This window comes from Mycobacterium hippophais, from assembly GCF_027529605.1.
Taxonomy (GTDB): Bacteria; Actinomycetota; Actinomycetes; order Mycobacteriales; family Mycobacteriaceae; genus Mycobacterium; species Mycobacterium arseniciresistens.
On sequence record NZ_JAPZPY010000007.1, the window covers coordinates 98,975 to 119,998 of the forward strand.

A 21,024-nucleotide genomic window follows, 5' to 3' on the forward strand; every position below is an offset into this window, starting at 1 on the left:
AGGATACCGGCCACCCCTGGGCCGCTCGCTTCGCCTGGTCAGGCCGCCAGGGCGTGCGCCGACGCCGGTGTGGTGGACAGCGCCTGCCGGTCCTGGCCGCGGACCAGTGCCTCGCAGCGTGCGGCGAGGTCGCGCCGGTCGGCGCCGGGCAGCTGCAGCGATGCGACCTCGATGTGACAGACCGTCAGGCGGGCGCCGGTGACCCGGCGCAGGGACGCCACCAGCGTGTCGTCACCGACGAAGGCGGGCACCGTCGACGGCCTGCCGTCACGGTGGTGGTAGTTCAGCCGCAGCGGCTGCACCGGCCGGCCGGCGTCGACCGCGGCCTGGAACATCGCGGGGCGGAACCGGCCGTACCCCAGCCCGCACCAGGTGGTGCCCTCGGGGAACGCCACGACGGTGTGGCCGGCCCGCAACCGGTCGGCGACCGCCGACACGACAGCGGGCAGGCGGCGCAGGCTGGCCCGGTCGATCGGGATGACCTTCACCATCCGCGCCAGGCGGCCGATGGCGGGCCACTCGATCAGGTCCGCCCGCGCGACGAACGACCCCGGCAGCACGGCGCCGATCGCGAAGATGTCCAGCCACGACACGTGCCCGCTCACCACGAGCACGCCCCGCAGATTGCGGATCGGGCCGCCGGACACGGTGATGCGCACGCCGAGGCAGCGCAGCATCAGCCTGCAGTAGGCGCGCTGGACGTGCGCGCGTCCGGGCAGCGGCACCGCGAGCAGCGGCAGCGCCGGCGCCAGCAGCAGGGCCATGGTCAGCCGGAGCACCGTGCGCAGCCGCACCAGGACCGGCCGGCTCGGCCGGCCGACGCCGGCGCTGACACAGCTGGAGTCGCAGGAGGCCCGGGGCAGCCAGGGGTGGTCGGCAACTACGGGAGCCGGCACTGCGGCGGATCCCGAACCGGGCGCCAGGCCGGTCATCGGGTCACCCCTTCGGCCATCGTCGACGCCGCCGAGACCGACCGGAGGCGTTTCAGGTAGCGGGTGTCGGCCTGACGCTTGTCCAGCAGCGCGGGGAAGTCGCCGACGCCGAAGTCCGGATCGTGGGCGGGATCGCCGCAGATCCGGGCGCCGAGACGCAGGTAGCCGCGCATCAGTCCGGGAACGGCGACGCGGGCCGGCGGTTCGATGTCGTCGAGTCCACGCCCGTCGAGCACCACCGGGCGGTACGGGTGCACGGTGAACTGCTCGGGGGCGGCGTGCCTGCGCCGGACGAAGTCGCGGACCCCGCGGATCTGGCTGCCCGGCGCATCGTCGGCGCCGTCCGTATGCGTGGGCACGGAGACGCAGCCTGTGACGTAGTCGTAGCCGCAGCGGTCCAGGTAGGCCAGGATGCCCGCCCACATCAGCAGCACCACTCCGCCGTTGCGGTGGTCCTCGCGCACCACCGCACGCCCCATCTCCACCAGTGACGGCCGCAGCGAGTCGAGCGCGGTGACGTCGAATTCCGTTGCGGTGTAGAGGCCGCCGGCGGCGATGGCGCCCGGAGGTGGCAGCATCCGGTAGCAGCCGACCAGCTCACCGGACCCCTCCTCGCGGACCAGCAGGTGATCGCAGTACTCGTCGAAGCGGTCGGCGTCGCGGCCGTCGGTCGCGCCGGCCAGGGCGAAACCCGGCTCGGAGGTGAACACGTCGTGGCGCAGCCGCTGGGCGGCCTCGATCAGGTCGGAGTCGGTGGACAGCAGCAGCGAGTACCGAGGGGTGTGCGCAGAGGTGGTCTGTTCAGCGGCGATGAGTACAGCAGCAGTGCTCATGGTCAGCACGCTCGCCTAGCCGGGTCTCGGGACGGCGTCGTGTGCATGACGTGTCCATGAGCGCTGGATGACGAAATGTGGTCGTCGGCGCTCTCAGGAGTCGAGGATCACCACGTTCTCGCCCACCGGGTTCCGTGGCATGACGAGGTGATTGGCGGGGAACGCCGGATCGGCATATCCGATTGACAGGCCGCACAGCACCGTCAGGTCGTCGGGGATGTCCAGTTGTTCGCGGAGCACGTCGGGATACAGCGCGATCGACACCTGCACACAACTGCCGAGACCGCGCTCGGTGAGCGCCAGCAGCAGCGTCTGCAGGAACATCCCCACCCCGAGCGCGTCCACCGGGCCGAAGTCGCGGTGCATGCACACCACCCCGGCCACCGGTGCGCCGAAGAATTCCCAGTTGCGCCGCTGGGCTTTCCACCGGCCTTCCCGGTCGTCCCGCTCGATGCCCATCGCGCCGTACACCAGGGCGCCACTCTGCATCCGCCGATACGCGAACTTCGGCGGCAGGCCGGCTGCCGCCAGCGCGGGCGGCGTCGCGTCGACGGCAGCCAGCAGAGCCTCGGCCAGCCGCGCCCGGCGCTCCCCGGTGGCGAGGTACAGCTGCCACGGCTGGGTGTTCGAGTTGGACGGCGCGCGCATCGCCAGCTCGAGCGCTTCGTCGAGCAGTTCGCGCGGAACGGCTCTGTCCGGCAGGAACATCCGGTTGGAGCGACGCGCCCGCACCACCTCGTCGAGGTCGGTCATCACATCTCCCTTCAGGCCGCAGCGCCCCCGCCGTCGGCGTGCAGCGTCGATCCCGTGATGAAGCTCGCTCTCGGCGAAGCGAGGAACAGCACCGCCTCGGCGATCTCCGCCGGGCGGGCGGTCCGTCCCAGCGGCAGCGTCCGGCCGAGTTCGTCGTTGGTGTCGCCCCATTCGGCGTAGACACCCTCGGTGGCGGTCGGGCCCGGTGCGACGCTGTTCACCCGGACGCCCATGGGCCCGAACTCGGCGGCCCAGGTGCGGGTCAGTGACTCCTGCGCAGCTTTCGAGGCGCTGTAGGTGGACGCTCCCGGCACGCCCTTGAACGCCACCATGGAGGTGACGTTGACGATGCTGCCGCCGCCGCGGGCGATCATGCCCGGCACCAGCGCGGCGACCAGGAAGTACGCGCCACGCACATTGGTGTCGAACGTCGTCTCGAACGAGGCCACGTCCTGGTCGACGGTCAGCGCGCCGGGGAAACTGGCCGCGTTGTTGATCAGGATGTCCACGTCGCCGCAACGGCGGACCAGCGATTCGACCGACGCGAGGTCGGCGACGTCGGCCTCGATGAACCGCACGCCGAGTGTGGCAGCCGCCTGCTCGCCGCGGACGGCGTTGCGACCGGTGACGGTCACCGCCGCACCCTCACGGGCGAGCAGTCTGGCGACTTCCAGGCCGATGCCCGCGGTGCCGCCGGTGACCAGCGCGGACTGACCGGTGAGTTCCATGTCAGCGACCCGCCTGGCAGTCGCCGAACCGGATGCCGGCCAGGATGCCGTCGTCGCCGGTGACCAGGCTGGTGCGCTGCACCGGCGTGCCGAAGTAGGTGGCGTGTGGATCGACCACGACGCGCTGCCCGCCGCCCTGCCGCTGCACCACCGCACGGGCCAGGTCGGCGAACGACATCTTCTCCGGGCCGCCGATGTTCACGACGCCGCCCCGCGGAGGTGCCTGCGCCACGCGGGCCACCTGCTCGGCGACGTCGGAGACGGCGATCGGCTGGATCAACGCATCGGGGGCGTGCACCTCGTCGCCGACGATCAGCGATCCGGTGATCATCTCCGCGAATTCGTGGAACTGCGTGGCCCGCACGATCGTGTATGGCAGCCCGGAGTCGATGATCGCGCGCTCCTGCACCACCTTCGCGCGCATGTAGCCGCTTTCGGGCAGCCCGTCGGCGCCGACGATGGACAGCGCGACGTAGTGCCCGACGCCGGCGTCTGCGGCCGCCGCGGTCAGGTTCGCCGTCGACCTCGTGAAGAAGTCCAGCACCGGATCGTCGTCGAACGAGGGCGAATTCGTGACGTCGACCAGGACGTCGGCGCCGGACAGCGCGTCGGCGAGGCCCGCACCGGTGAGCACGTCGGCGCCCGTCGAGCGGGACGCCGCGACCACCTCATGGCGCGCGTTCTCGAGCAGTTCGACCACCCTCACGCCCACCTGTCCCGTGGCGCCCATGACCGTGACCCGCATGCTGTTCGTCATTTCAGAACCCTCCTCGGTTGACCTGCCCTCAGCATCGGCGCCCCGTGGCCGTGGTCGCCCCCTGGAGAATCCGTGGTCTTGCCCGCCCCCCTGACAAGAAGGAACCCCGGCGCCGCAGGGCGCCGGGGTTCCGGTTGAGCGTGTGCGTCGACCGAGGGGTCAGCCCTTGCGGGCCTTCACCTTCTCGGTCAGCTGCGGGGTGACCTTGAACAGGTCGCCGACGATGCCGAGGTCGGCGATCTCGAAGATCGGCGCCTCCTCGTCCTTGTTCACCGCGATGATCGTCTTCGACGTCTGCATGCCGGCGCGGTGCTGGATCGCCCCGGAGATGCCGAGCGCGATGTACAGCTGCGGCGACACCGTCTTACCGGTCTGGCCGACCTGGAACTGGCCCGGGTAGTAGCCGGAGTCGACCGCGGCACGCGACGCACCGACGGCGCCGCCGAGCGCGTCGGCCAGCTCCTCCACCACGTTGAAGTTCTCGGCGCTGCCGACACCGCGGCCACCGGACACCACGACCGTGGCCTCGGCGAGCTCGGGACGGTCACCGGCCACCGCGGGCTCACGCGCGGTGATCCTGGTGGCGTTCTCCGCCTGCTCCGGCACCTCGACGTTGACGACCTCGCCGGCGCCGTCGGACGGCTCGGCGTCGAGTGAACCGGCGCGCAGCGTGATCACCGGCAGCTCGCCGGTGGACTCCGCCTCGACGGTGAAGGCGCCACCGAAGATCGAGTGAATGGCCACGCCACCCTCCTTGACCTCGACGACGTCGGTCAGCACACCGGACCCGATGCGGGCGGCGAGCCGGCCCGCGATCTCCTTGCCGTCGGCGTTCGACGACAGCAGCACGGCGGCCGGCGACGCCGACTCCACCAGCGATGCCAGCACGTCGACCTGCGGGGTGATCAGGTAGTTCTCCGCGTCGTCGGACTCGGCGACGTAGATCTTCGCGGCGCCTGCGGCCTTGAGGCCGTCGACGAGCGGCTCGGCGGTGCCGGGCTTGCCCACCACGACGGCGGAGGGCTCACCGAGCACGCGGGCGGCGGTGATCAGTTCGGAGGTGACCTTCTTCAGGGCACCTTCGGCGTGTTCGACGAACACGAGTACTTCAGCCATGGGTTTGTCTTTCGCCTCTTCTAGGAATGTCTGGTCGGGTCGCGGCTAGATGATCTTCTGGGCCACGAGGTACTCGGCGACCTTCGCGCCGCCCTCGCCCTCGTCGGTGACCTTCTCGCCTGCCGTCTTCGGCGGCTTGGGGGTCGACGACAGCACCTTGGAACCGGCATTGGCGACGCCGACCTCATCGGCCTCGACACCGATCTCGGCCAGCGTGAGTTTGACCACTTCCTTCTTCTTCGCGGCCATGATGCCCTTGAAGGACGGGAAGCGCGGCTCGTTGATCTTCTCGTTCACGCTCACCACGGCGGGCAGCGAGGCCTCGAGGGTGAACACGCCGTCGTCGGTCTCCCGCTCGCCGGTGACCTTGCCGTTCTCGACGCTCAGCTTCCGCACGTGCGTCAGCTGCGGCAGGCCCAGGTACTCGGCGATGATCGCCGGCACGGCGCCGCCGGTGCCGTCGGTGGCCTCGTTGCCGGCGATGACCAGCTCGGCGCCCTCGATGGTCCCCAGCGCGCGGGCCAGCGCCCACCCGGTCTGGACCATGTCGGAGCCGTGCAGCTGCTCGTCGACGAGGTGGACCGCCTTGTCGGCGCCCATCGACAGCGCCTTGCGGATGGCCTCGGTCGCGCGCTCCGGACCGGCGGTCAGCACGGTGACGGTGCTGTCGTCGCCCTGGCGCTCCTTGATCAGCAGCGCTTCTTCGACCGCGCGCTCGTTGATCTCGTCGAGCACGGCGTCGGCGGCTTCCCGGTCGAGCGTGTAGTCCCCGTCGGACAGCTTCCGCTCGGACCACGTGTCAGGGACCTGTTTGATCAGGACCACGATGTTCGTCATGACTCTGGTTCGTCCTCCTCGGTGAGGCCGATGGGCCGGCCTGCATTACCACGTTTCAAGCAACTGCCACCATGTTACCCGTCGGTAACTTGTGGTGGCCGTACTGACACCATAGCTGGTCGAAGTTTGCGCGCTGACCTCCCCTAAGCAGGGGCGGCGTGGAGGAACTGTTCGCGAATCGGCCATCGGCGCTTCGCCTGGGTTAGCCTGCCTTCCGATGAGCGCATTCCTGACGGGGGCGGTCGGGGACGGCCCTGGCCGGACACCCCCTGCCCTGCCGCTGACCGGCGAGCGGACCATCCCCGGCCTGGCCGAGGAGAACTACTGGTTCCGCAGGCACGAGGTCGTCTACCGGCGGCTGGCGGCCCGCTGCGCCGATCGCGACGTGCTCGAGGCCGGGTGCGGCGAGGGCTACGGCGCCGACCTGATCGCCGACGTGGCGCGCCGGGTGATCGGCCTGGACTACGACGAGGCGACCGTCGCCCACGTGCGCGCCCGCTACCCGCGCATCGAGATGCACCACGGCAACCTGGCCGCGCTCCCGCTGCCCGACGCCTCCGTCGACGTCGTGGTGAATTTCCAGGTGATCGAACACCTCTGGGACCAGCCGCAGTTCGTCGCCGAATGCCTGCGGGTGCTGCGGCCCTCCGGCGTCCTGCTGATGTCGACACCGAACAGGATCACGTTCACCCCCGGTAGCGACACCCCGGTCAACCCGTTCCACACCCGCGAACTCAATGCCGACGAGCTGACCGAACTGCTGACCGGTGCCGGCTTCGCCCTGGAGGGGATCCACGGCGTATTCCACGGCCCCCGCCTGACCGCACTCGACGCCCGGCACGGCGGCTCGATCATCGACGCCCAGATCGCCCGCGCGATGGCCGACGCCCCGTGGCCGGCGGACCTGCTGGCCGACGTCGCCGCGGTCACCGTCGACGACTTCGACCTGACGCCCGCGGCCGAGCGCCCGATCGACGACAGCCTCGATCTGGTGGCGATCGCGGTGCGGCCGTGACGGATCCGAACCCCGGGTCGCTACGCTCCTGCCCGCCGAGCCCGGCGGCGCCGGTACCCGGGCTCTTCACCCTGGTGCTGCACACGCACCTGCCGTGGCTGGCCCATCACGGCCGCTGGCCGGTCGGCGAGGAGTGGCTCTACCAGTCGTGGTCGGCGGCGTATCTCCCCCTGATGCGCGTGCTGCGCACGCTGGCCGCCGAAGGCCGCGGGCACCTGCTCACCCTCGGGATGACGCCGGTGGTGACCGCGCAGCTCGACGACCCGTACTGCCTGACCGGCATGCACCACTGGTTGGCCAATTGGGAGCTGCGGGCACTCGAGGCCGCGACACTGCGCACGTCGACCGCCACCGGCGCGGCCTCCGCCCCGGAGGCGTTGCGCGCGTTCGGTGCGCACGAACACCGGGTGGCGAACGAGGCGCTCGAGGACTTCACCACGCTGTGGCGCCACGGCGGCAGCCCGCTGTTGCGTGAGCTGATCGACGCCGGCGCCATCGAACTGCTGGGCGGGCCGCTCTCGCACCCGTTCCAGCCACTGCTCAACCCGCGGCTGCGGGAGTTCGCGCTGCGCGAGGGTTTGGCCGACGCAGGCCAGCGGTTCGCCCATGTGCCCACCGGCATCTGGGCGCCGGAGTGTGCCTACGCGCCCGGCATGGAGACCGAGTACGCCGCCGCGGGCGTCGGGCACTTCATGGTCGACGGGCCGTCGCTGCACGGGGACACCGCGCTGGGCCGCCCGGTGGGCGCGTCGGATGTCGTCGCGTTCGGCCGTGACCTGCAGGTCAGCTACCGGGTGTGGTCACCGAAGTCCGGCTATCCGGGCCACGGCGCCTACCGCGACTTCCACACCCACGACCACGTCACCGGCCTCAAACCGGCCCGGGTCACCGGGCGCAACGTGGCGTCCGAGGACAAGGCGCCGTACGACCCGCAGCGCGCGAGCGCGGCCGTCGACGGACACGTCGCCGACTTCGTCGAGACCGTGCGGCAGCGGCTGATCGCCGAGAGCGAGCGGATCGGCAGGCCCGCGCACGTCGTGGCCGCCTTCGACACCGAGCTGTTCGGGCACTGGTGGTACGAGGGCCCGGAGTGGCTGGCGCGGGTGCTGCGGGCACTCCCCGAAGCCGGCGTCCGGGTCGGCACCCTCTCCGACGCCGTCGCCGGCGGATTCGTCGGCGCACCGGTCGAACTGCCGCCCAGCTCATGGGGATCGGGCAAGGACTGGCAGGTCTGGGCGGGCGAGCAGGTCGCCGACCTGGTGCAGCTCAACAGCGAGGTCACCGAGACGGCACTCAGCACCGTCGACAAGGCGCTCGCCCAGACCTCGGCCGTCGGATCGTCGTCGGCGCGCGACCACGTCGCCGACCAGATCCTGCGCGAGACACTGCTGACCGTGTCGAGCGACTGGCCGTTCATGGTCAGCAAGGACTCGGCCGCCGACTACGCGCGCTACCGCGCCCACCTGCACGCCCACGCCACCCGTGAGATCGCCGGGGCGCTGGCCTCTGGCCGCCGCGACACCGCGCAGCGGCTCGCCGACGGCTGGAACCGCGCCGACGGACTGTTCGGCGCGCTCGACGCCCGGCGGCTCCCGCGATGAGCCGGCCCCGGTCACGCCCATGAAGGTGTTGATGGTGTCGTGGGAGTACCCGCCGGTGGTCATCGGCGGCCTCGGCCGCCACGTCCACCACCTCGCGACTGCACTGGCAGAGTCCGGTCACGAGGTCGTCGTGCTCAGCCGCCGTCCCACCGGCACCGATCCCAGCACCCACCCGTCGACCGACGGGTACAGCGAGGGCGTGCGCGTCGTCGCCGCGGCGCAGGATCCGCACGACTTCGACTTCGGCACCGACATGATGGCCTGGGTCCTCGCGATGGGGCACTCCATGGTCCGGTCGGGCCTCACGCTGCGCCACACCGCCGACGGCACACCCTGGCGGCCCGACGTCGTGCACGCACACGACTGGCTGGTGGCGCATCCGGCCATCGCGCTCGCCGAGTTCTTCGACGTGCCACTCGTCTCCACCATTCACGCCACCGAGGCGGGCAGGCACTCGGGCTGGGTGTCCGGCAAGATCAGTCGCCAGGTGCACGCGGTCGAATCCTGGCTGGTGCACGAATCCGATTCGCTCATCACGTGTTCGGCCTCCATGAGCGACGAGATCACCGAACTGTTCGGCCCCGGCCTCGCCGAGGTCCGGGTGATCCGCAACGGCATCGATGCCGGCCTCTGGCCGTTCGCCACCCGGCGTGCCCGGCAGGGCGCGCCACACCTGCTGTTCGTCGGCCGACTGGAGTACGAGAAGGGCATCCACGACGCCATCGCCGCGCTTCCACGGATCCGGCGCGCGCACCCTGGCACCACACTGACGATCGCCGGCGACGGCACCCAGGAGCAGTGGCTCGTCGAGCAGGCACGAAAGCACAAGGTGCGCAAGGCGACACGATTCGTCGGGCGGCTCGGACATGATGACCTGGTCGCGATGCTGCACACCGCCGACGCGGCCGTGCTGCCGAGCCACTACGAGCCGTTCGGCATCGTCGCGCTCGAGGCCGCCGCCACCGGCACCCCCCTGGTGACCACGAATGTGGGCGGACTCGGCGAGGCCGTCATCGACGGGGAGACCGGGATGTCATGCGCTCCGCGCGATGTCGCGGGGCTCGCGGCCGCCGTCGTCGCGGTGCTCGACGATCCGCAAGCGGCGCAGCGCCATGCCATCGCCGCCCGCGACCGGCTCACCTCCGACTTCGACTGGCACACCGTCGCGGCCGACACCGCACAGGTCTATCTGGCGGCCAAACGCGGTGAGCGTGAACCACATCCGCGTCGGCCCACGGTCGAACACGCCCTGCCCGGCCGGTAGCCGGTACATCAGCCGCCCGACGTCCCCGTCCAGTACTCGGCGATGCGCCCGTCGGCGATGCGCAGGATGTCATTGCCGGAGAATCGCGCCTCTCCCGAACTGTGCCGACCGTGCCCGATCCACCGTCCGGCCATCAGCTCCCCGTCGGTGAACGGGCCGAGCACGATCTGGAAGGTGAGCTCCTCGAAAGCGGAGCGGGTCTCGTCGATGATCGCCGCCAGTTCCGCCGTGCCGCGAATGTCCCGGCCGGGCCAGTGGCCGATGAAGTCGTCGGCGACCAGGTCGGTGGGTACCGGCCCGCCGGACCACACCTCGAGCACCCACCTCTCGAACAGCGTTGCCGCTCCGTCGGACTCGCTCATATCCAGTCCTTTCTCGGGTTCAGACGAGGAAGCAGAAGACACCGACGGCGATGCAGATGACGAGCATGCCCGTCGCGTTGAGGAACAGATTCCGGCCGTAATCGCGGGCGCGGACATGGACGGCGACAGCACACAGGAAGTAGGCCACGAGCGCCGCGCAGGTCAACGCCGCCAGGTGAGGGATCCAGAGCCCGGCCACCAGCCCGGCCGCGGCGGCCAGTTTGAGCGGCGGCATCAGCCACCAGAGACGTTGCGGCCAGTCCACCCCCCGGAAGCAGTCTGCGATGAATGCGGCCGGCTTGATGCACAGAGCCGCGTCCACGAGCTGAATGACCGCCAGCACCACGACGGGCCACTGCGGGTCGGGCAACGACGTCACGAATCAAACCATACCGTACCGTATGATTTGGCTCAAGCGTGCGGCCCGGGGACGAGCGGCAGCAGCGTCTCGTAGACGCGCCCCAGTTCCTCGGGCTCGACGGGCGGAACCGACACCGCAGCGCCGAGGGCGACGAGATACGGCAGCAGTGCGGCCACCCGCGCATCGGCGTCGGTCGCGACATGGGGGCGCCAGATCCGCTGGAGAGCCGTCAGCCTGGCCCTGTCGATGCGACCCTGGACCCGGTTGACCTCGTCGTCCCAGGTCGCCCACGCACGGACCGCCACTTCGAGCTGGGGACGGTAAAGGCCCTCTCCGCCAGCGGAAACGAGACCGGTGAGCCGGGTCAGCACGGCGCGGGCATCACCGGGCGCCCGGGCGGCGTCGATCTCACGCTCCATGGCATCGACGGCCATCGCCTCGAAATGCGCGAGCAGTTCCCGCTTGTAGCCGTCGGCACCGCTGAAGTGGTGGTGGAACGAGCCCTTGGACAACTTCAGCCTGGCCGCGATGCGGTCGATCCGCAATCCGCTCGCGCCGTCGGCGGCCAATACCCGGAGGCCGGCATCCAGCCACTTCTCCCGTGTGTTGTTCCTGTTCACGAGCGCCTCGACATGAGGGCACATCATACTGGACCGTATGGTTTGGTGAGACGAGCGACGCGTCGAGTTCCTCAGTTCGGAAGAGGGGTCAGCGGGCGGCCTTCTTGCGTTCGATGTCGGCCAGCGCCGCGGCGAGTTCGGCGCGCTGGGCGGCCGAGGTCTCCCAGGCCAGCTTGCGGTTCTTGACCACCTTCGCCGGAGCGCCGACGGCGATCGAGAAGTCGGGGACGTCGCCCCTGACCACCGCGTGCGAGCCCAGCACACAGCCGCGCCCGACCGTGGTGTTGCGCAGCACGGTGACCTTGACGCCGACCCAGGTGTCGGGCCCGATGCGCACCGGGCCCTTGACGATGCCCTGGTCCTTGATCGGCAGGTCGATGTTTTCCATCCGGTGGTCGAAGTCGCAGATGTAGCACCAGTCGGCCATCAGCACCGAATCGCCCAGCTCGATGTCGAGGTAGGTGTTGATCACGTTGTCGCGGCCCAGCACCACCTTGTCGCCGATACGCAGCGACCCTTCGTGGCAGCGGATCGTGTTCTTGTCGCCGATGTGCACCCAGCGGCCGATCTCCATCGTCGACAGCTCCGGGGTCGCCTCGATCTCCACGCCCTTGCCCAGGAACACCATGCCGCGGGTGATGATGTGCGGGTTGCGCAGCTTGAACTTCAGCAGCCGCCAGTAGCGGACCAGGTACCACGGCGTGTACGCCTTGTTGGCCAACACCCACTTCAGCGAGGCCACGGTGAGGAAATTCGCCTGACGCGGATCGCCCAGCCGCGAGCCGCGCCAGCGCTTGTGCAACGGCGCACCCCACATCGTCGTCATGGCCGCAAAGCCTACGCGAGCACCAGGTCTGGTTTCCCGGGTCGCCGCGTCACGCTTGCCGGGTGGCCGGGGCGCCGCCCCACCGGGTTACCCTCACGTGGGCCGCGCATCACGCCCGGACGAGAGGACTGACGGAGCACTGTGTACCGGCGACTGACCGTGCTGGTGATGACGGCGCTGCTCGCGGGCGTGCTCGCCGGTTGCGGGGACACCGACGGCTGGGTCGAGTCGAAGGCCGCCTCGGGGTGGTCCGCCCAGTACGGCGACGCCGCGAACAGTAGCTACACCGCCGACGCCGGGCCTGGAGCCCTCACGCTGGAGTGGACCCGGTCGGTCAAGGGCGACCTCGGCGCCGCCGTCGCGCTGGGTTCCGGCAACTATCTGGCCGCCAATGCGCAGACCCCGGCGGGTTGCTCACTGATGGTGTGGGAGTTCGACAACCTCGCGCGACAGCGCTGGTGCACGCGGCTGGTGCAGGGCGGCGGCGGCGCCAGTCCCCTCTTCGACGGATTCGACAACCTCTACGTCGGCCAGCCCGGCGCCATCGTGTCCTTCCCGCCGACGCAGTGGATCCGCTGGCGCCAGCCGGTCATCGGCATGCCCACCACCCCGCGCCTGCTCACCGACGGGCTGTTGCTGGTGGTGACGCACCTCGGCCAGGTGCTGACGTTCGACGGGCACCGCGGAACGGTGGAGGGCGCGCCGCTCGACCTGGTCGCGGGTGTCGATCCCACCGACTCCGTGCGCGGCCTCGCCGACTGCCGGACCGCCCGGCGCGGCTGCCCGGTGGCGGCGGCGCCGGCGTTCTCGGCGCAGACCGGCACCGTGGCGCTGACGCTGTGGGAGCCCGGCGCCGACGCGCCCGTGCTCGTCGGACTGCGCTACCGCGCCGGTCAGCGTCCACTGCTGACCCACGAGTGGACCAGTGAGGCGGTGGGCCGCGGGCCGCTGGCCAGCCCGGTGCTGTCCGCCGACGGCGCCACCGTCTACGTCAACGGCCGCGACTCGCGGCTGTGGGCGCTGAACAGCGCCGACGGCACGCCGAAGTGGTCGGTGCCGCTGGAGTACGTCGCGCAGACCCCGCCGTCGGTGTCGCCGGACGGGTTGATCCTCACCGGCGGCGGACCCCGCTCTCGCCTGCTCGCCGTCCGCGACGAGGGTGATCGCGGCGAAGTCGCCTGGACCCGCGACGACGTCGCGCCGCTGACCACGGCCAGCCGCGCCGGTGCGCTCGCCTACACGGTGGTCCCCGACGGTGAGCGCGGGCAGGCGCTGCTGGTCCTCGACGCAGGCGACGGCCGCACGGTGAACAGCTATCCGCTGCCGGAGGCCACCGGATGGCCGGTCGGGGTGTCGATCGCGCACGACGGCCGCATCGTCACCGCCACCAGCGACGGTCAGGTGTACGGGTTCGCGCCGGCCTAGCCGATTTACCGCCGGGTGACCGATTCGTAACAGGCCGCCGCCCTCCGGGTGCGATCATGCTCGAGCGTCACATCCGAAGCACCTCGACAACCGCGATGCGAAGGGCGATCTCTTGTCCGAATTCCTCGATCTCGTCAACAGTTACGTCTGGAGCAATGCGCTGGTCTACCTGTGCCTGGCGGCAGGGGTGTACTTCTCCATCCGGTCCAAGTTCGTTCAGGTGCGCCAGGTGCCGGAGATGCTCCGGCTCTTGGTGCGGGGCGAGAAGTCACCATCGGGCGTGTCCTCGTTCCAGGCACTGACCATGTCGCTGGCCGGCCGCGTCGGCACCGGCAACATCGCGGGTGTGGCGACGGCGATCGCTTTCGGCGGGCCCGGCGCGCTGTTCTGGATGTGGACGGTCGCCTTCCTCGGCGCCTCGACGTCCTTCGTCGAATGCACCCTCGGTCAGATCTACAAGACCCGCGACCAGCTGACCGGTGAATACCGCGGCGGCCCGGCCTACTACCTCAGCCGTGCCATGGCGCACACCCGTGCGGCGGGCGCGTTCAAGGTGTACGGATACATCTTCGCGGCGGTCACCGTGCTCGCCTGCGGCCTGCTGCTGCCGAGTGTGCAGTCGAACTCCATGGCGACCGCGATGAGCTCGGCATGGGGCTTCTCGAAGTGGTGGGTCGCGGTCGGCACGGTGATCGTGCTGGCGTTCGTCATCATCGGCGGTGTCAAGCGGATCGCGGCGTTCGCGTCGGTCGTGGTGCCGTTCATGGCGGTGGTGTACATCGTGCTGGCGATGATCATCGTGTTGCTCAACGCCGATCAGGTGCCCGAGATCATCAGCCTGATCTTCTCCTCGGCGCTGGGCTTCGACTCCGCGTTCGGCGCCATCATCGGCGCCGCGGTGATGTGGGGCGTCAAGCGCGGAATCTATTCCAACGAAGCCGGCCAGGGCACCGGGCCGCACGCCGCGGCGGCCGCCGAGGTCTCGCATCCGGCCAAGCAGGGGCTCGTGCAGGCCTTCGCGGTGTACGTCGACACGCTGTTCGTCTGCTCGGCCACCGGCTTCCTGATCCTGTCCACCGGCGCCTACCGGGTGTTCGAAGGCGAGAGCGAGTCCGGTGCGGTCATCGCCGAAGGCGGTGCACTGCCCGCGGACACCGAGGTTGGACCGGGGTTCGCACAGGTCGGATTCGACACTCTGTGGAGTGGGGCAGGCGCGTCGTTCGTCGCCATCTCCCTGGCGTTCTTCTGCTTCACCACCCTGGTCGCCTACTACTACATGGCCGAGACCAACCTGCGGTTCATGCTGGGCAGGCACGCGAAGGTGCAGATCCCGGGGGTCGGCGGCACGCTCGGAACGGGTCTGACGATGCTGCTGCAGGCACTGATTCTGGTGTCGGTGGTGATCGGCGCGGTGTCCACGGCGACCGAGGCGTGGGTGCTCGGTGACATCGGCGTCGGCCTGATGGCCTGGCTCAACATCGTCGGCATCATCATCTTGCAGAAGCCGGCCTACCTCGCCCTCTGGGACTACGAGAAACAGAAGAAGCAAGGCTTGGACCCGGTGTTCGATCCGATGGCGCTCAACATCACGGGCGCGACGTTCTGGGAGACCTACGAGCGCAGACCGCAGACGACGGCCGCGGGTCAGACCAGCGGCGACTAGACCGCCAGCATCGGAGCGATGGCGGCCCGCGGGACGGACACCTGGTTCGCCCCCGCGGCGCCGGCCATCAGCTCGCCCTGCGCGAAGAAGAACACCACCGCGTCGTCGGAGATCGCGAAATTCTGGTAGTTGTCGGCGTTCATTCCGTCCTCAGGGGCGATCGCCACGTCGGGGCCGAGCTGGCGCTGCACCTCGCGCTGGACGATCGGGTAGATCGTGTCCAGCGGCAGGGTGCCGGGCTTGAACAGGTTGTCGAACGTGACCGGACGCTGACCGTCGAGGTTGTAGTTGAACGCCTTGAACCAGGTGCTCGGGTGAGCGCCGCCGACGTTCTGGTAGACCTCGAAGACCAGGCTCTGCGTCCCCTTCGGCGCCATTCCCGAGTGGTAGGTGGTGCCCTTGGCGTCCAGCACGTAGGGCAGGTCGCGGTTGCCGGGCGTCTGCGACACGTTGACGAATCCGTCCCGGGTCTGGGTGAGGTAGGCCGCGACCGCCTGCTCGTCGGGATATCCGGCAGGGAAGCTGTAGTCCAGCGTGTATGTCGAGGTGGCGGCGTGCACGCGACATGTCTGCTCGCCGTCGAGCGCGCCGCCCAGATCGGCGCACGCCGACTGCGCGCCCGCGACGGCCATGCCCGGCCAGCCGACCAGGACACCGGCCGCCAGTACGGCGGCCATCTTGGCAATACCCATCGTCAGTCGTCCTCGCAGATGATGTCGGACACCGGTTCGAGTCACCGGCGCGTCCCTGTCAGCGTACGTGTCCGCTCAGCGGTCCGGCCGGCAGATGAACGCCGTTGCCCGGCTTGCGGTCCCGGACCCGAGCCGGGTCAGCACCACCGCGGCGTGCGCCGAACCGCGCAGCCGCAGCCGCCGCCGCAGCGCATCGGGGTCCACATCGAGGCCGCGGACCAGGATCTCGACCGCCCCGGCATCGTGGGCCGCCAGCGCATCGCGCAGCCGCCGCTCGCTGAAACCGACCTCGTCGAGCACCTCGAATCCGCGCACACCATCGGGCACCGAGTCACCCGACAGGTAGGCGATGTCCGGGTCGAGTTGCCACAGGCCGTGGCGGGCGGCCCAGTGCCGCACCAGCCCGGCGCGCACCACCGCGCCGTCGGGGTCGACGATCCACCGGCCTGCGGGTCCGACCGGGCAGTCGGCGGGTTCGGTGTCGGTGATCTCCTCGGCGCGGTCGAGCACGGTCGCGCGCCGGGTGACACCGCCGGCGGTCAGCCCCGCCGACCACAGGCACGCCTCCCGCACGCTTCCCGCCAACGACGTCACCTCGACCTCGCCGGCGAATCCGAGGTCCGTGAGCCGGCCGAAATCGATTCCGGGAGCGCACTTCACGACGATCTCGCGGCCGCGGTACACGTCGAACAGCGCATCGAGGGCCGGGGTGTAGTCGCGTGGGTCGAACCGACGTCGCCCTGCACTGCGGCGGGCGGGATCGAGCAGCACGACGGTGTCCCGGCTGACCGGCCGGAGCGCGTCGGCCCGGCACACCAGGACCTCGGCGCCGCTCTGCGCGAGGTTGTGCCGCGCCATCGACAATCTCACAGGATCGATGTCGCTGCCCATCACCACCGAAGCCGAATCACGAAGAGCGGCAAGCTCACTGCCGATCGAGCAGGTGGCGTCGTGCACACGTGCGCCGCGAAGGCGACGCGCCCGGTGGGCGGCCACCGGAGCGGCCGTCGCCTGCTGCAGCGCCTCGTCGGTGAACAGCCAGCCCGACGGGTCGCCGACCTTGGCGACGGCGCGCCTGCGCAGCCGCACGGTCTCCACCAGGACGGTCGCACGCGTACCGAATCGGGTTCTCACAGAGGCGATGTCGCGCACCAGCGTGCTGTCGACCAGCTCCAGGTCCGCGACCTCCCGCAGCGCGCTCGCGCCGGCCTCGCCCTGCAGGTACTCGACGTCGTCGAGCGTGAACGCTACGACGGCTTGACCCCGGTGACCATCACGTTGTAGAACCAGCCCTTCGGCACGACGCGGCGCCAGACGTTGGCGTCCACCCAGCTCAGCGTGGTCCAGCCGTTGAACGCGAACTTCGCCCAGCCCCATCCGAGCTTGCCCGGCGGCACCGTCGACTCGAAGGTGCGCACCGGCCAGCCCAGCATCGCCGCGGTGAACTCCTCGCTGGCCGTCTGCACCGAGACCGCACCGGCGTTGGTCGCCATCTTCTCGAGGTCGGCCGGGTCGAAGGTGTGCAGGTCGACGATCCACTCCAGCGCGGCCGCCCGCGAGTTCTCGTCGAGTTCCTCCTGCGGCCGGCGCCAGCTGCTCAGTCCGGGCAGCTTCATCGCCGCCACGGTGGTCTTCCAGGTCAGGTCGGCCAGCGTGCGGGCGTAGGTGTTGCCGACAGTCGTCGGCTCGCCGGCGAAGACGAACCGGCCGCCGGGCTTGAGTACCCGCACGACCTCGCGCAGCGACAGTTCCACGTCGGGGATGTGGTGCAGCACCGCGTGGCCGACCACCAGGTCGAAGGTGTCGTCCTCGTACGGGATGCCCTCGGCGTCGGCCACCCGGCCGTCGACGTCCAGTCCGAGCGACTGGCCGTTACGGGTGGCGACCTTCACCATGCCGGGCGACAGGTCGGTCACCGATCCGCGCCGTGCCACGCCCGACTGGATGAGGTTGAGCAGGAAGAACCCGGTGCCGCAGCCCAGCTCCAGCGCCCGGTCGTAGGGCAGTTCACGCTGTTCCTCGGCGGGCACGATGGCGTCGAACCGGCCGCGGGCGTAGTCGATGCAGCGCTGGTCGTACGAGATCGACCACTTGTCGTCGTAACTTTCGGCCTCCCAGTCGTGGTACAGCACCTGGGCGAGTTTGGAGTCGTGGCGGGCGGCCTCGACCTGCTCTGCCGTGGCGTGCGGGTTCGGGACCGGAGCCGAATCGGTACTCGTCATGCAGGGCAGCCTAACCGGCGGCCCCGAAGCTGGCTTTCGCGGCGGCCAGCAGCTGCGGCGGATAGTCGGCGAAGCGCAGTGCCCAGGCCAGCGCGGCGTCGTAGACGTGGTCGGGGGCGACCAGCTCGTCGACCAGCCCGAGTGCATGTGCTTCGGGGGCGCCGACGAACCGGCCGCTGAACACCAGGTCCTTGGCCCTGCTCTCGCCCACCGCACGGGTCAGCCGTGCTGCGGCGGAGGCGTCGGGTGACCGGCCGCCGAGGATCTCGGTGGACCCGAACTTCGCGTTGTCCCCGCTGACCCGCCAGTCCGCGGCCAGCGCCAGCGTCAGCCCGCTGCCCAGCGCGTAGCCGGTGATCGCGGCGACGGTCGGCTTCGGCAGAGCGGCCAGCGCGGCGATCGCCTCACGGGCCGTGCGGGCGGCCGCGTCGGCTTCCTCGGGATCCAGGGTGCGCAGTTCCGGGACGTCGTCCCCGGCGCAGAAGATCTCGTGCCCACCGAAGACGATGACCGCGAGGACGTCGTCGCGGTCGCCGGCCTCGGCCGCCGCGGCGGCCACCTCCCGGTACATCTGTCGGGTCAGCGCATTGGTCGGCGGCCGCGACAGCAGCAGCGTCGCGATTCGTGGCCGGTCATCGACCGAGCCGTTCCCCGGCCCACCCAGGACGACGTCGACGAACTCCCCCATGTTCAGTCGCCGCTGTAGCCCTGCGGGGCGCGGTGGTCCCGGGCGGCGTTGTAGCGGTCGCTGTCGAAGAACTCGATCTCCCAGTTGCCGTCGCGCGCGGCCAGGTGAGGTTCGACGGCCTCGATCCTGCGCTCCACGGCCAGCACCTCGGCGACGGTGTGGCCGGCCAGCGAGTCGAGCTGGGTCCACGTCGGCGGCAGCAGGAAGGTGCGCCCGGCGGCGAAGTCGTCGAGCGCCTCGGTCGGGGTGATCCAGCCGGCCTGATCGGTCTCGGTGTTGTCGCCGTCGGCGCGCTGGCCCTGCGGGATCGCGCCCACGAAGAAGTAGGTGTCGTAGCGGCGGGTGCGCTCCTCCTTCGGGGTCACCCAGTTCGCCCACGGGCGCAGCAGGTCGGCCCGCAGCACCAGCTTCTCCGTCTTCAGGAATTCGGCGAAGGACAGCGACCTGTCGACCAGCGCCTGCCGCTGCGCCCGGTACACCGAGGCGTCGTCGACCAGCACGTCGGGATCGTCGGCGGCGCCCGCGAACAGCACGCCGGACTCCTCGAACGTCTCGCGGGCGGCGGCGCACACCAGCGCGCCGGCCAGATCGGTGTCCACGCCGAGCCGTCCGGCCCACCATGCCGGCTCCGGGCCGGCCCAGGCGATGTCGGCGTTGCGGTCGCGCTTGTCGACGCCGCCACCCGGGAACACCATCACCCCGGCCACGAAGTCCATCGCCGAGTGCCTGCGCATCAGGAAGACCTCGATGGGTGCGCCCTGACGCCCGTCGCGGATCAGCATCACCGTCGCCGCGGGCCGGGGCACCAGAGGATCGGGGGATCCCTCCGTCATGCACGCCTCCTGTGTGCCGCGCGGCTGCGGGTGCGCCGCGCGAAGTAGCGGCCGTCGACGTTCTCCAGGGCGATCGACTGGCCGAATGCCGTGGACAGGTTCTCGGCGGTGAGCACGTCGGTCAACAGACCCGAGGCGACCACGTGGCCCTCCGACAGGATCAGGCCGTGGCTGAACCCGCGGGGCACCTCCTCGACGTGGTGGGTGACCAGCACCATGGCCGGCGCGTCGGGGTCTGCGGCGAGATCCTCCAACCGCGCCACCAGTTCCTCGCGCCCGCCGAGGTCCAGGCCGGCCGCCGGCTCGTCGAGCAGCAGCAGTTCGGGGTCGGTCATCATCGACCGAGCGATGAGCACCCGCTTGCGTTCCCCTTCGGACAGCGTGCCGTAGAGACGTTCGGCGAGGTGCTCGGCGCCGACGCTCTCCAACATGTCGACCGCCTGCGCGTAGTCGACGTCCTCATAGGACTCCCGCCAGCGCCCCAGCACCGCATATCCGGCGGAGACCACCAGGTCGCGGACCACCTCGTCGTCCGGAACCCGTTGCGACAGTGCAGAACTACTCAGCCCGACCCGCGAGCGCAGCTCGGCCATGTCGGCCCGGCCGAGCCGTTCGCCCAGCACGAACGCGGTGCCGCTCGACGGATGCTCCATGGCGGCCGCGATCCGCAGCAGCGACGTCTTGCCTGCGCCGTTCGGCCCGATCACCACCCAGCGTTCGTCGAGTTCCACCGCCCAGGTGACGGGTCCGACGAGCGTCCGGCCGCCGCGGCGCAGCGTGACCCGGGCGAAATCGATCAGCAGGTCGGGGTCGGCCGTGTCAGCTGCGGTGTCTTCTTCCGGCACTCGCCCATCGTAGTGTTGCGCCGCCGTCGCGACGCCGGCCGCCTCGCGGCGATTCGCCCGCCGGAATCGTCCGCGCCGACCACCGGCGCCCAGCCGCTGACGGCGAGGAGCCGTTTCGGCGTCAGCCACACGAACATCTGCACGAGCGGCCCGATCCCGAACGCGTAGACCAGCGTGCCGACGCCGACGGTGCCGCCGAGCAGCCAGCCGACCGTCAGCACCGTGACCTCGATCGTGGTCCGCACCAGCCGCACGGAACGGCCGGTGCGTGCGACCAGCCCGGTCATCAGGCCGTCCCGCGGTCCCGGTCCGAGGCCTGCGCCGACATAGAGGACCGTGCTGAACGCGTTGAGCAGGACGGCGGTCACCATCCAGCCGATCCGGACCGGCATCGACACCGGCGCAGGCAGGACGGCGAGGGTGGCGTCGACGGTGACCGCGATGACGATCACGTTGGCCACGGTGCCCACGCCAGGGCGGTTGCGCAGCGGGATCCAGGCCAGCAGCACGGCGACGCCGACCAACGCGGTGGCGAGGCCGAACGACATCCCGGTGTGGCCGGCCAGGCCTTGGTGGAACACGTCCCAGGGGTCGAGGCCGAGGCCGGCCCGCACCATCAGGGCCATCGAGAATCCGTAACCGATCAGGCCG

Annotated in this window: 23 protein-coding genes; 5 read left to right on the forward strand and 18 right to left on the reverse strand. The window is 70.5% G+C overall.

Annotated features, from left to right (window positions below):
* Positions 1–38 precede the first annotated feature (38 nt).
* The 7 genes from O6P37_RS16365 to O6P37_RS16395 all read right to left on the reverse strand — a co-directional run bounded on the left by O6P37_RS16365 (position 39) and on the right by O6P37_RS16395 (position 5,956).
* On the reverse strand, positions 39–932 hold the full coding sequence (locus O6P37_RS16365) for a lysophospholipid acyltransferase family protein (RefSeq protein WP_269895073.1): 894 nt from the start codon (positions 930–932) through the stop codon (positions 39–41).
* Complete coding sequence (locus tag O6P37_RS16370) at positions 929–1,765, reverse strand: GNAT family N-acetyltransferase (protein WP_269895074.1); 837 nt, start codon at positions 1,763–1,765, stop codon at positions 929–931. The genes O6P37_RS16365 and O6P37_RS16370 overlap by 4 nt, the downstream gene beginning before the upstream one ends.
* A 93-nt stretch (positions 1,766–1,858) precedes the next feature.
* Positions 1,859–2,518, reverse strand: a complete 660-nt coding sequence (locus O6P37_RS16375) for a nitroreductase (RefSeq protein ID WP_269895075.1) — start codon at positions 2,516–2,518, stop codon at positions 1,859–1,861.
* Between the two features lie 11 nt (positions 2,519–2,529).
* Entirely contained in the window at positions 2,530–3,246 is a 717-nt protein-coding gene (locus O6P37_RS16380) for an SDR family NAD(P)-dependent oxidoreductase (RefSeq protein ID WP_269895076.1), read from the reverse strand.
* Position 3,247: 1 nt separating this feature from the next.
* The gene (locus O6P37_RS16385; protein WP_269895216.1) at positions 3,248–3,991 is read right to left on the reverse strand and encodes an SDR family oxidoreductase; all 744 of its coding nucleotides are present in this window, start codon (positions 3,989–3,991) and stop codon (positions 3,248–3,250) included.
* Positions 3,992–4,162: 171 nt separating this feature from the next.
* Positions 4,163–5,119, reverse strand: coding sequence for an electron transfer flavoprotein subunit alpha/FixB family protein (locus O6P37_RS16390; RefSeq protein WP_264011975.1), 957 nt, complete (start codon positions 5,117–5,119; stop codon positions 4,163–4,165).
* Between the two features lie 45 nt (positions 5,120–5,164).
* Positions 5,165–5,956, reverse strand: a complete 792-nt coding sequence (locus O6P37_RS16395; protein WP_269895077.1) for an electron transfer flavoprotein subunit beta/FixA family protein — start codon at positions 5,954–5,956, stop codon at positions 5,165–5,167.
* A gap of 217 nt (positions 5,957–6,173) precedes the next feature.
* On the opposite strand from O6P37_RS16395, the gene O6P37_RS16400 reads away from it, so the two are divergent.
* The 3 genes from O6P37_RS16400 to O6P37_RS16410 are packed head-to-tail and all read left to right on the forward strand — an operon-like array spanning position 6,174 to position 9,836.
* On the forward strand, positions 6,174–6,971 hold the full coding sequence (locus tag O6P37_RS16400) for a class I SAM-dependent methyltransferase (protein WP_269895078.1): 798 nt from the start codon (positions 6,174–6,176) through the stop codon (positions 6,969–6,971).
* A complete protein-coding gene (locus O6P37_RS16405; protein WP_269895079.1) occupies positions 6,968–8,572 on the forward strand; it encodes a glycoside hydrolase family 57 protein in 1,605 nt (534 codons plus the stop codon). Before O6P37_RS16400 ends, O6P37_RS16405 begins: the two co-directional genes overlap by 4 nt.
* Positions 8,573–8,591: 19 nt before the next feature.
* Positions 8,592–9,836 carry a glycosyltransferase family 4 protein gene (locus tag O6P37_RS16410; RefSeq protein ID WP_269895080.1) on the forward strand — a complete coding sequence of 415 codons (1,245 nt, stop codon included), beginning with the start codon at positions 8,592–8,594 and terminating at the stop codon, positions 9,834–9,836.
* An 8-nt stretch (positions 9,837–9,844) separates the two neighbouring features.
* On the opposite strand, the gene O6P37_RS16415 is transcribed toward O6P37_RS16410, so the two are convergent.
* The 4 genes from O6P37_RS16415 to O6P37_RS16430 all read right to left on the reverse strand — a co-directional run bounded on the left by O6P37_RS16415 (position 9,845) and on the right by O6P37_RS16430 (position 12,005).
* Positions 9,845–10,198 (reverse strand): nuclear transport factor 2 family protein, encoded by a 354-nt coding sequence (locus O6P37_RS16415; protein ID WP_269895081.1) that lies wholly within the window; start codon positions 10,196–10,198, stop codon positions 9,845–9,847.
* Between the two features lie 19 nt (positions 10,199–10,217).
* The gene (locus tag O6P37_RS16420) at positions 10,218–10,577 is read right to left on the reverse strand and encodes a DoxX family protein (protein WP_269895082.1); all 360 of its coding nucleotides are present in this window, start codon (positions 10,575–10,577) and stop codon (positions 10,218–10,220) included.
* Positions 10,578–10,609: 32 nt separating this feature from the next.
* Positions 10,610–11,179, reverse strand: coding sequence for a TetR/AcrR family transcriptional regulator (locus tag O6P37_RS16425; protein WP_269895083.1), 570 nt, complete (start codon positions 11,177–11,179; stop codon positions 10,610–10,612).
* An 88-nt stretch (positions 11,180–11,267) separates the two neighbouring features.
* Entirely contained in the window at positions 11,268–12,005 is a 738-nt protein-coding gene (locus O6P37_RS16430; RefSeq protein WP_269895084.1) for an acyltransferase, read from the reverse strand.
* Between the two features lie 141 nt (positions 12,006–12,146).
* On the opposite strand from O6P37_RS16430, the gene O6P37_RS16435 reads away from it, so the two are divergent.
* Both O6P37_RS16435 and O6P37_RS16440 read left to right on the forward strand, forming a co-directional pair.
* The gene (locus tag O6P37_RS16435) at positions 12,147–13,430 is read left to right on the forward strand and encodes an outer membrane protein assembly factor BamB family protein (protein WP_269895085.1); all 1,284 of its coding nucleotides are present in this window, start codon (positions 12,147–12,149) and stop codon (positions 13,428–13,430) included.
* Positions 13,431–13,542: 112 nt separating this feature from the next.
* Entirely contained in the window at positions 13,543–15,093 is a 1,551-nt protein-coding gene (locus tag O6P37_RS16440; protein WP_269895086.1) for an alanine/glycine:cation symporter family protein, read from the forward strand.
* Here the strand turns inward: O6P37_RS16440 and O6P37_RS16445 are convergent.
* The 7 genes from O6P37_RS16445 to yczE form a co-directional block, all read right to left on the reverse strand.
* Positions 15,090–15,785, reverse strand: coding sequence for an esterase (locus O6P37_RS16445; protein ID WP_269895087.1), 696 nt, complete (start codon positions 15,783–15,785; stop codon positions 15,090–15,092). The two genes, O6P37_RS16440 and O6P37_RS16445, sit on opposite strands and share 4 nt — an antisense overlap.
* 75 nt (positions 15,786–15,860) lie before the next feature.
* Positions 15,861–17,099, reverse strand: coding sequence for a THUMP-like domain-containing protein (locus tag O6P37_RS16450; RefSeq protein WP_269895217.1), 1,239 nt, complete (start codon positions 17,097–17,099; stop codon positions 15,861–15,863).
* The gene (locus O6P37_RS16455) at positions 17,033–18,007 is read right to left on the reverse strand and encodes a class I SAM-dependent methyltransferase (RefSeq protein WP_264011987.1); all 975 of its coding nucleotides are present in this window, start codon (positions 18,005–18,007) and stop codon (positions 17,033–17,035) included. Before O6P37_RS16455 ends, O6P37_RS16450 begins: the two co-directional genes overlap by 67 nt.
* A gap of 10 nt (positions 18,008–18,017) precedes the next feature.
* Positions 18,018–18,695, reverse strand: coding sequence for an enoyl-CoA hydratase (locus tag O6P37_RS16460; protein ID WP_269895088.1), 678 nt, complete (start codon positions 18,693–18,695; stop codon positions 18,018–18,020).
* 2 nt (positions 18,696–18,697) lie between these two features.
* Entirely contained in the window at positions 18,698–19,528 is an 831-nt protein-coding gene (locus tag O6P37_RS16465; RefSeq protein ID WP_269895089.1) for an NUDIX hydrolase, read from the reverse strand.
* Positions 19,525–20,373, reverse strand: coding sequence for an ABC transporter ATP-binding protein (locus O6P37_RS16470; protein ID WP_264011990.1), 849 nt, complete (start codon positions 20,371–20,373; stop codon positions 19,525–19,527). The genes O6P37_RS16465 and O6P37_RS16470 overlap by 4 nt, the downstream gene beginning before the upstream one ends.
* On the reverse strand, positions 20,325–20,999 hold the full coding sequence (yczE, locus tag O6P37_RS16475; RefSeq protein WP_264012251.1) for a membrane protein YczE: 675 nt from the start codon (positions 20,997–20,999) through the stop codon (positions 20,325–20,327). The genes O6P37_RS16470 and yczE overlap by 49 nt, the downstream gene beginning before the upstream one ends.
* Positions 21,000–21,024 lie beyond the last annotated feature (25 nt).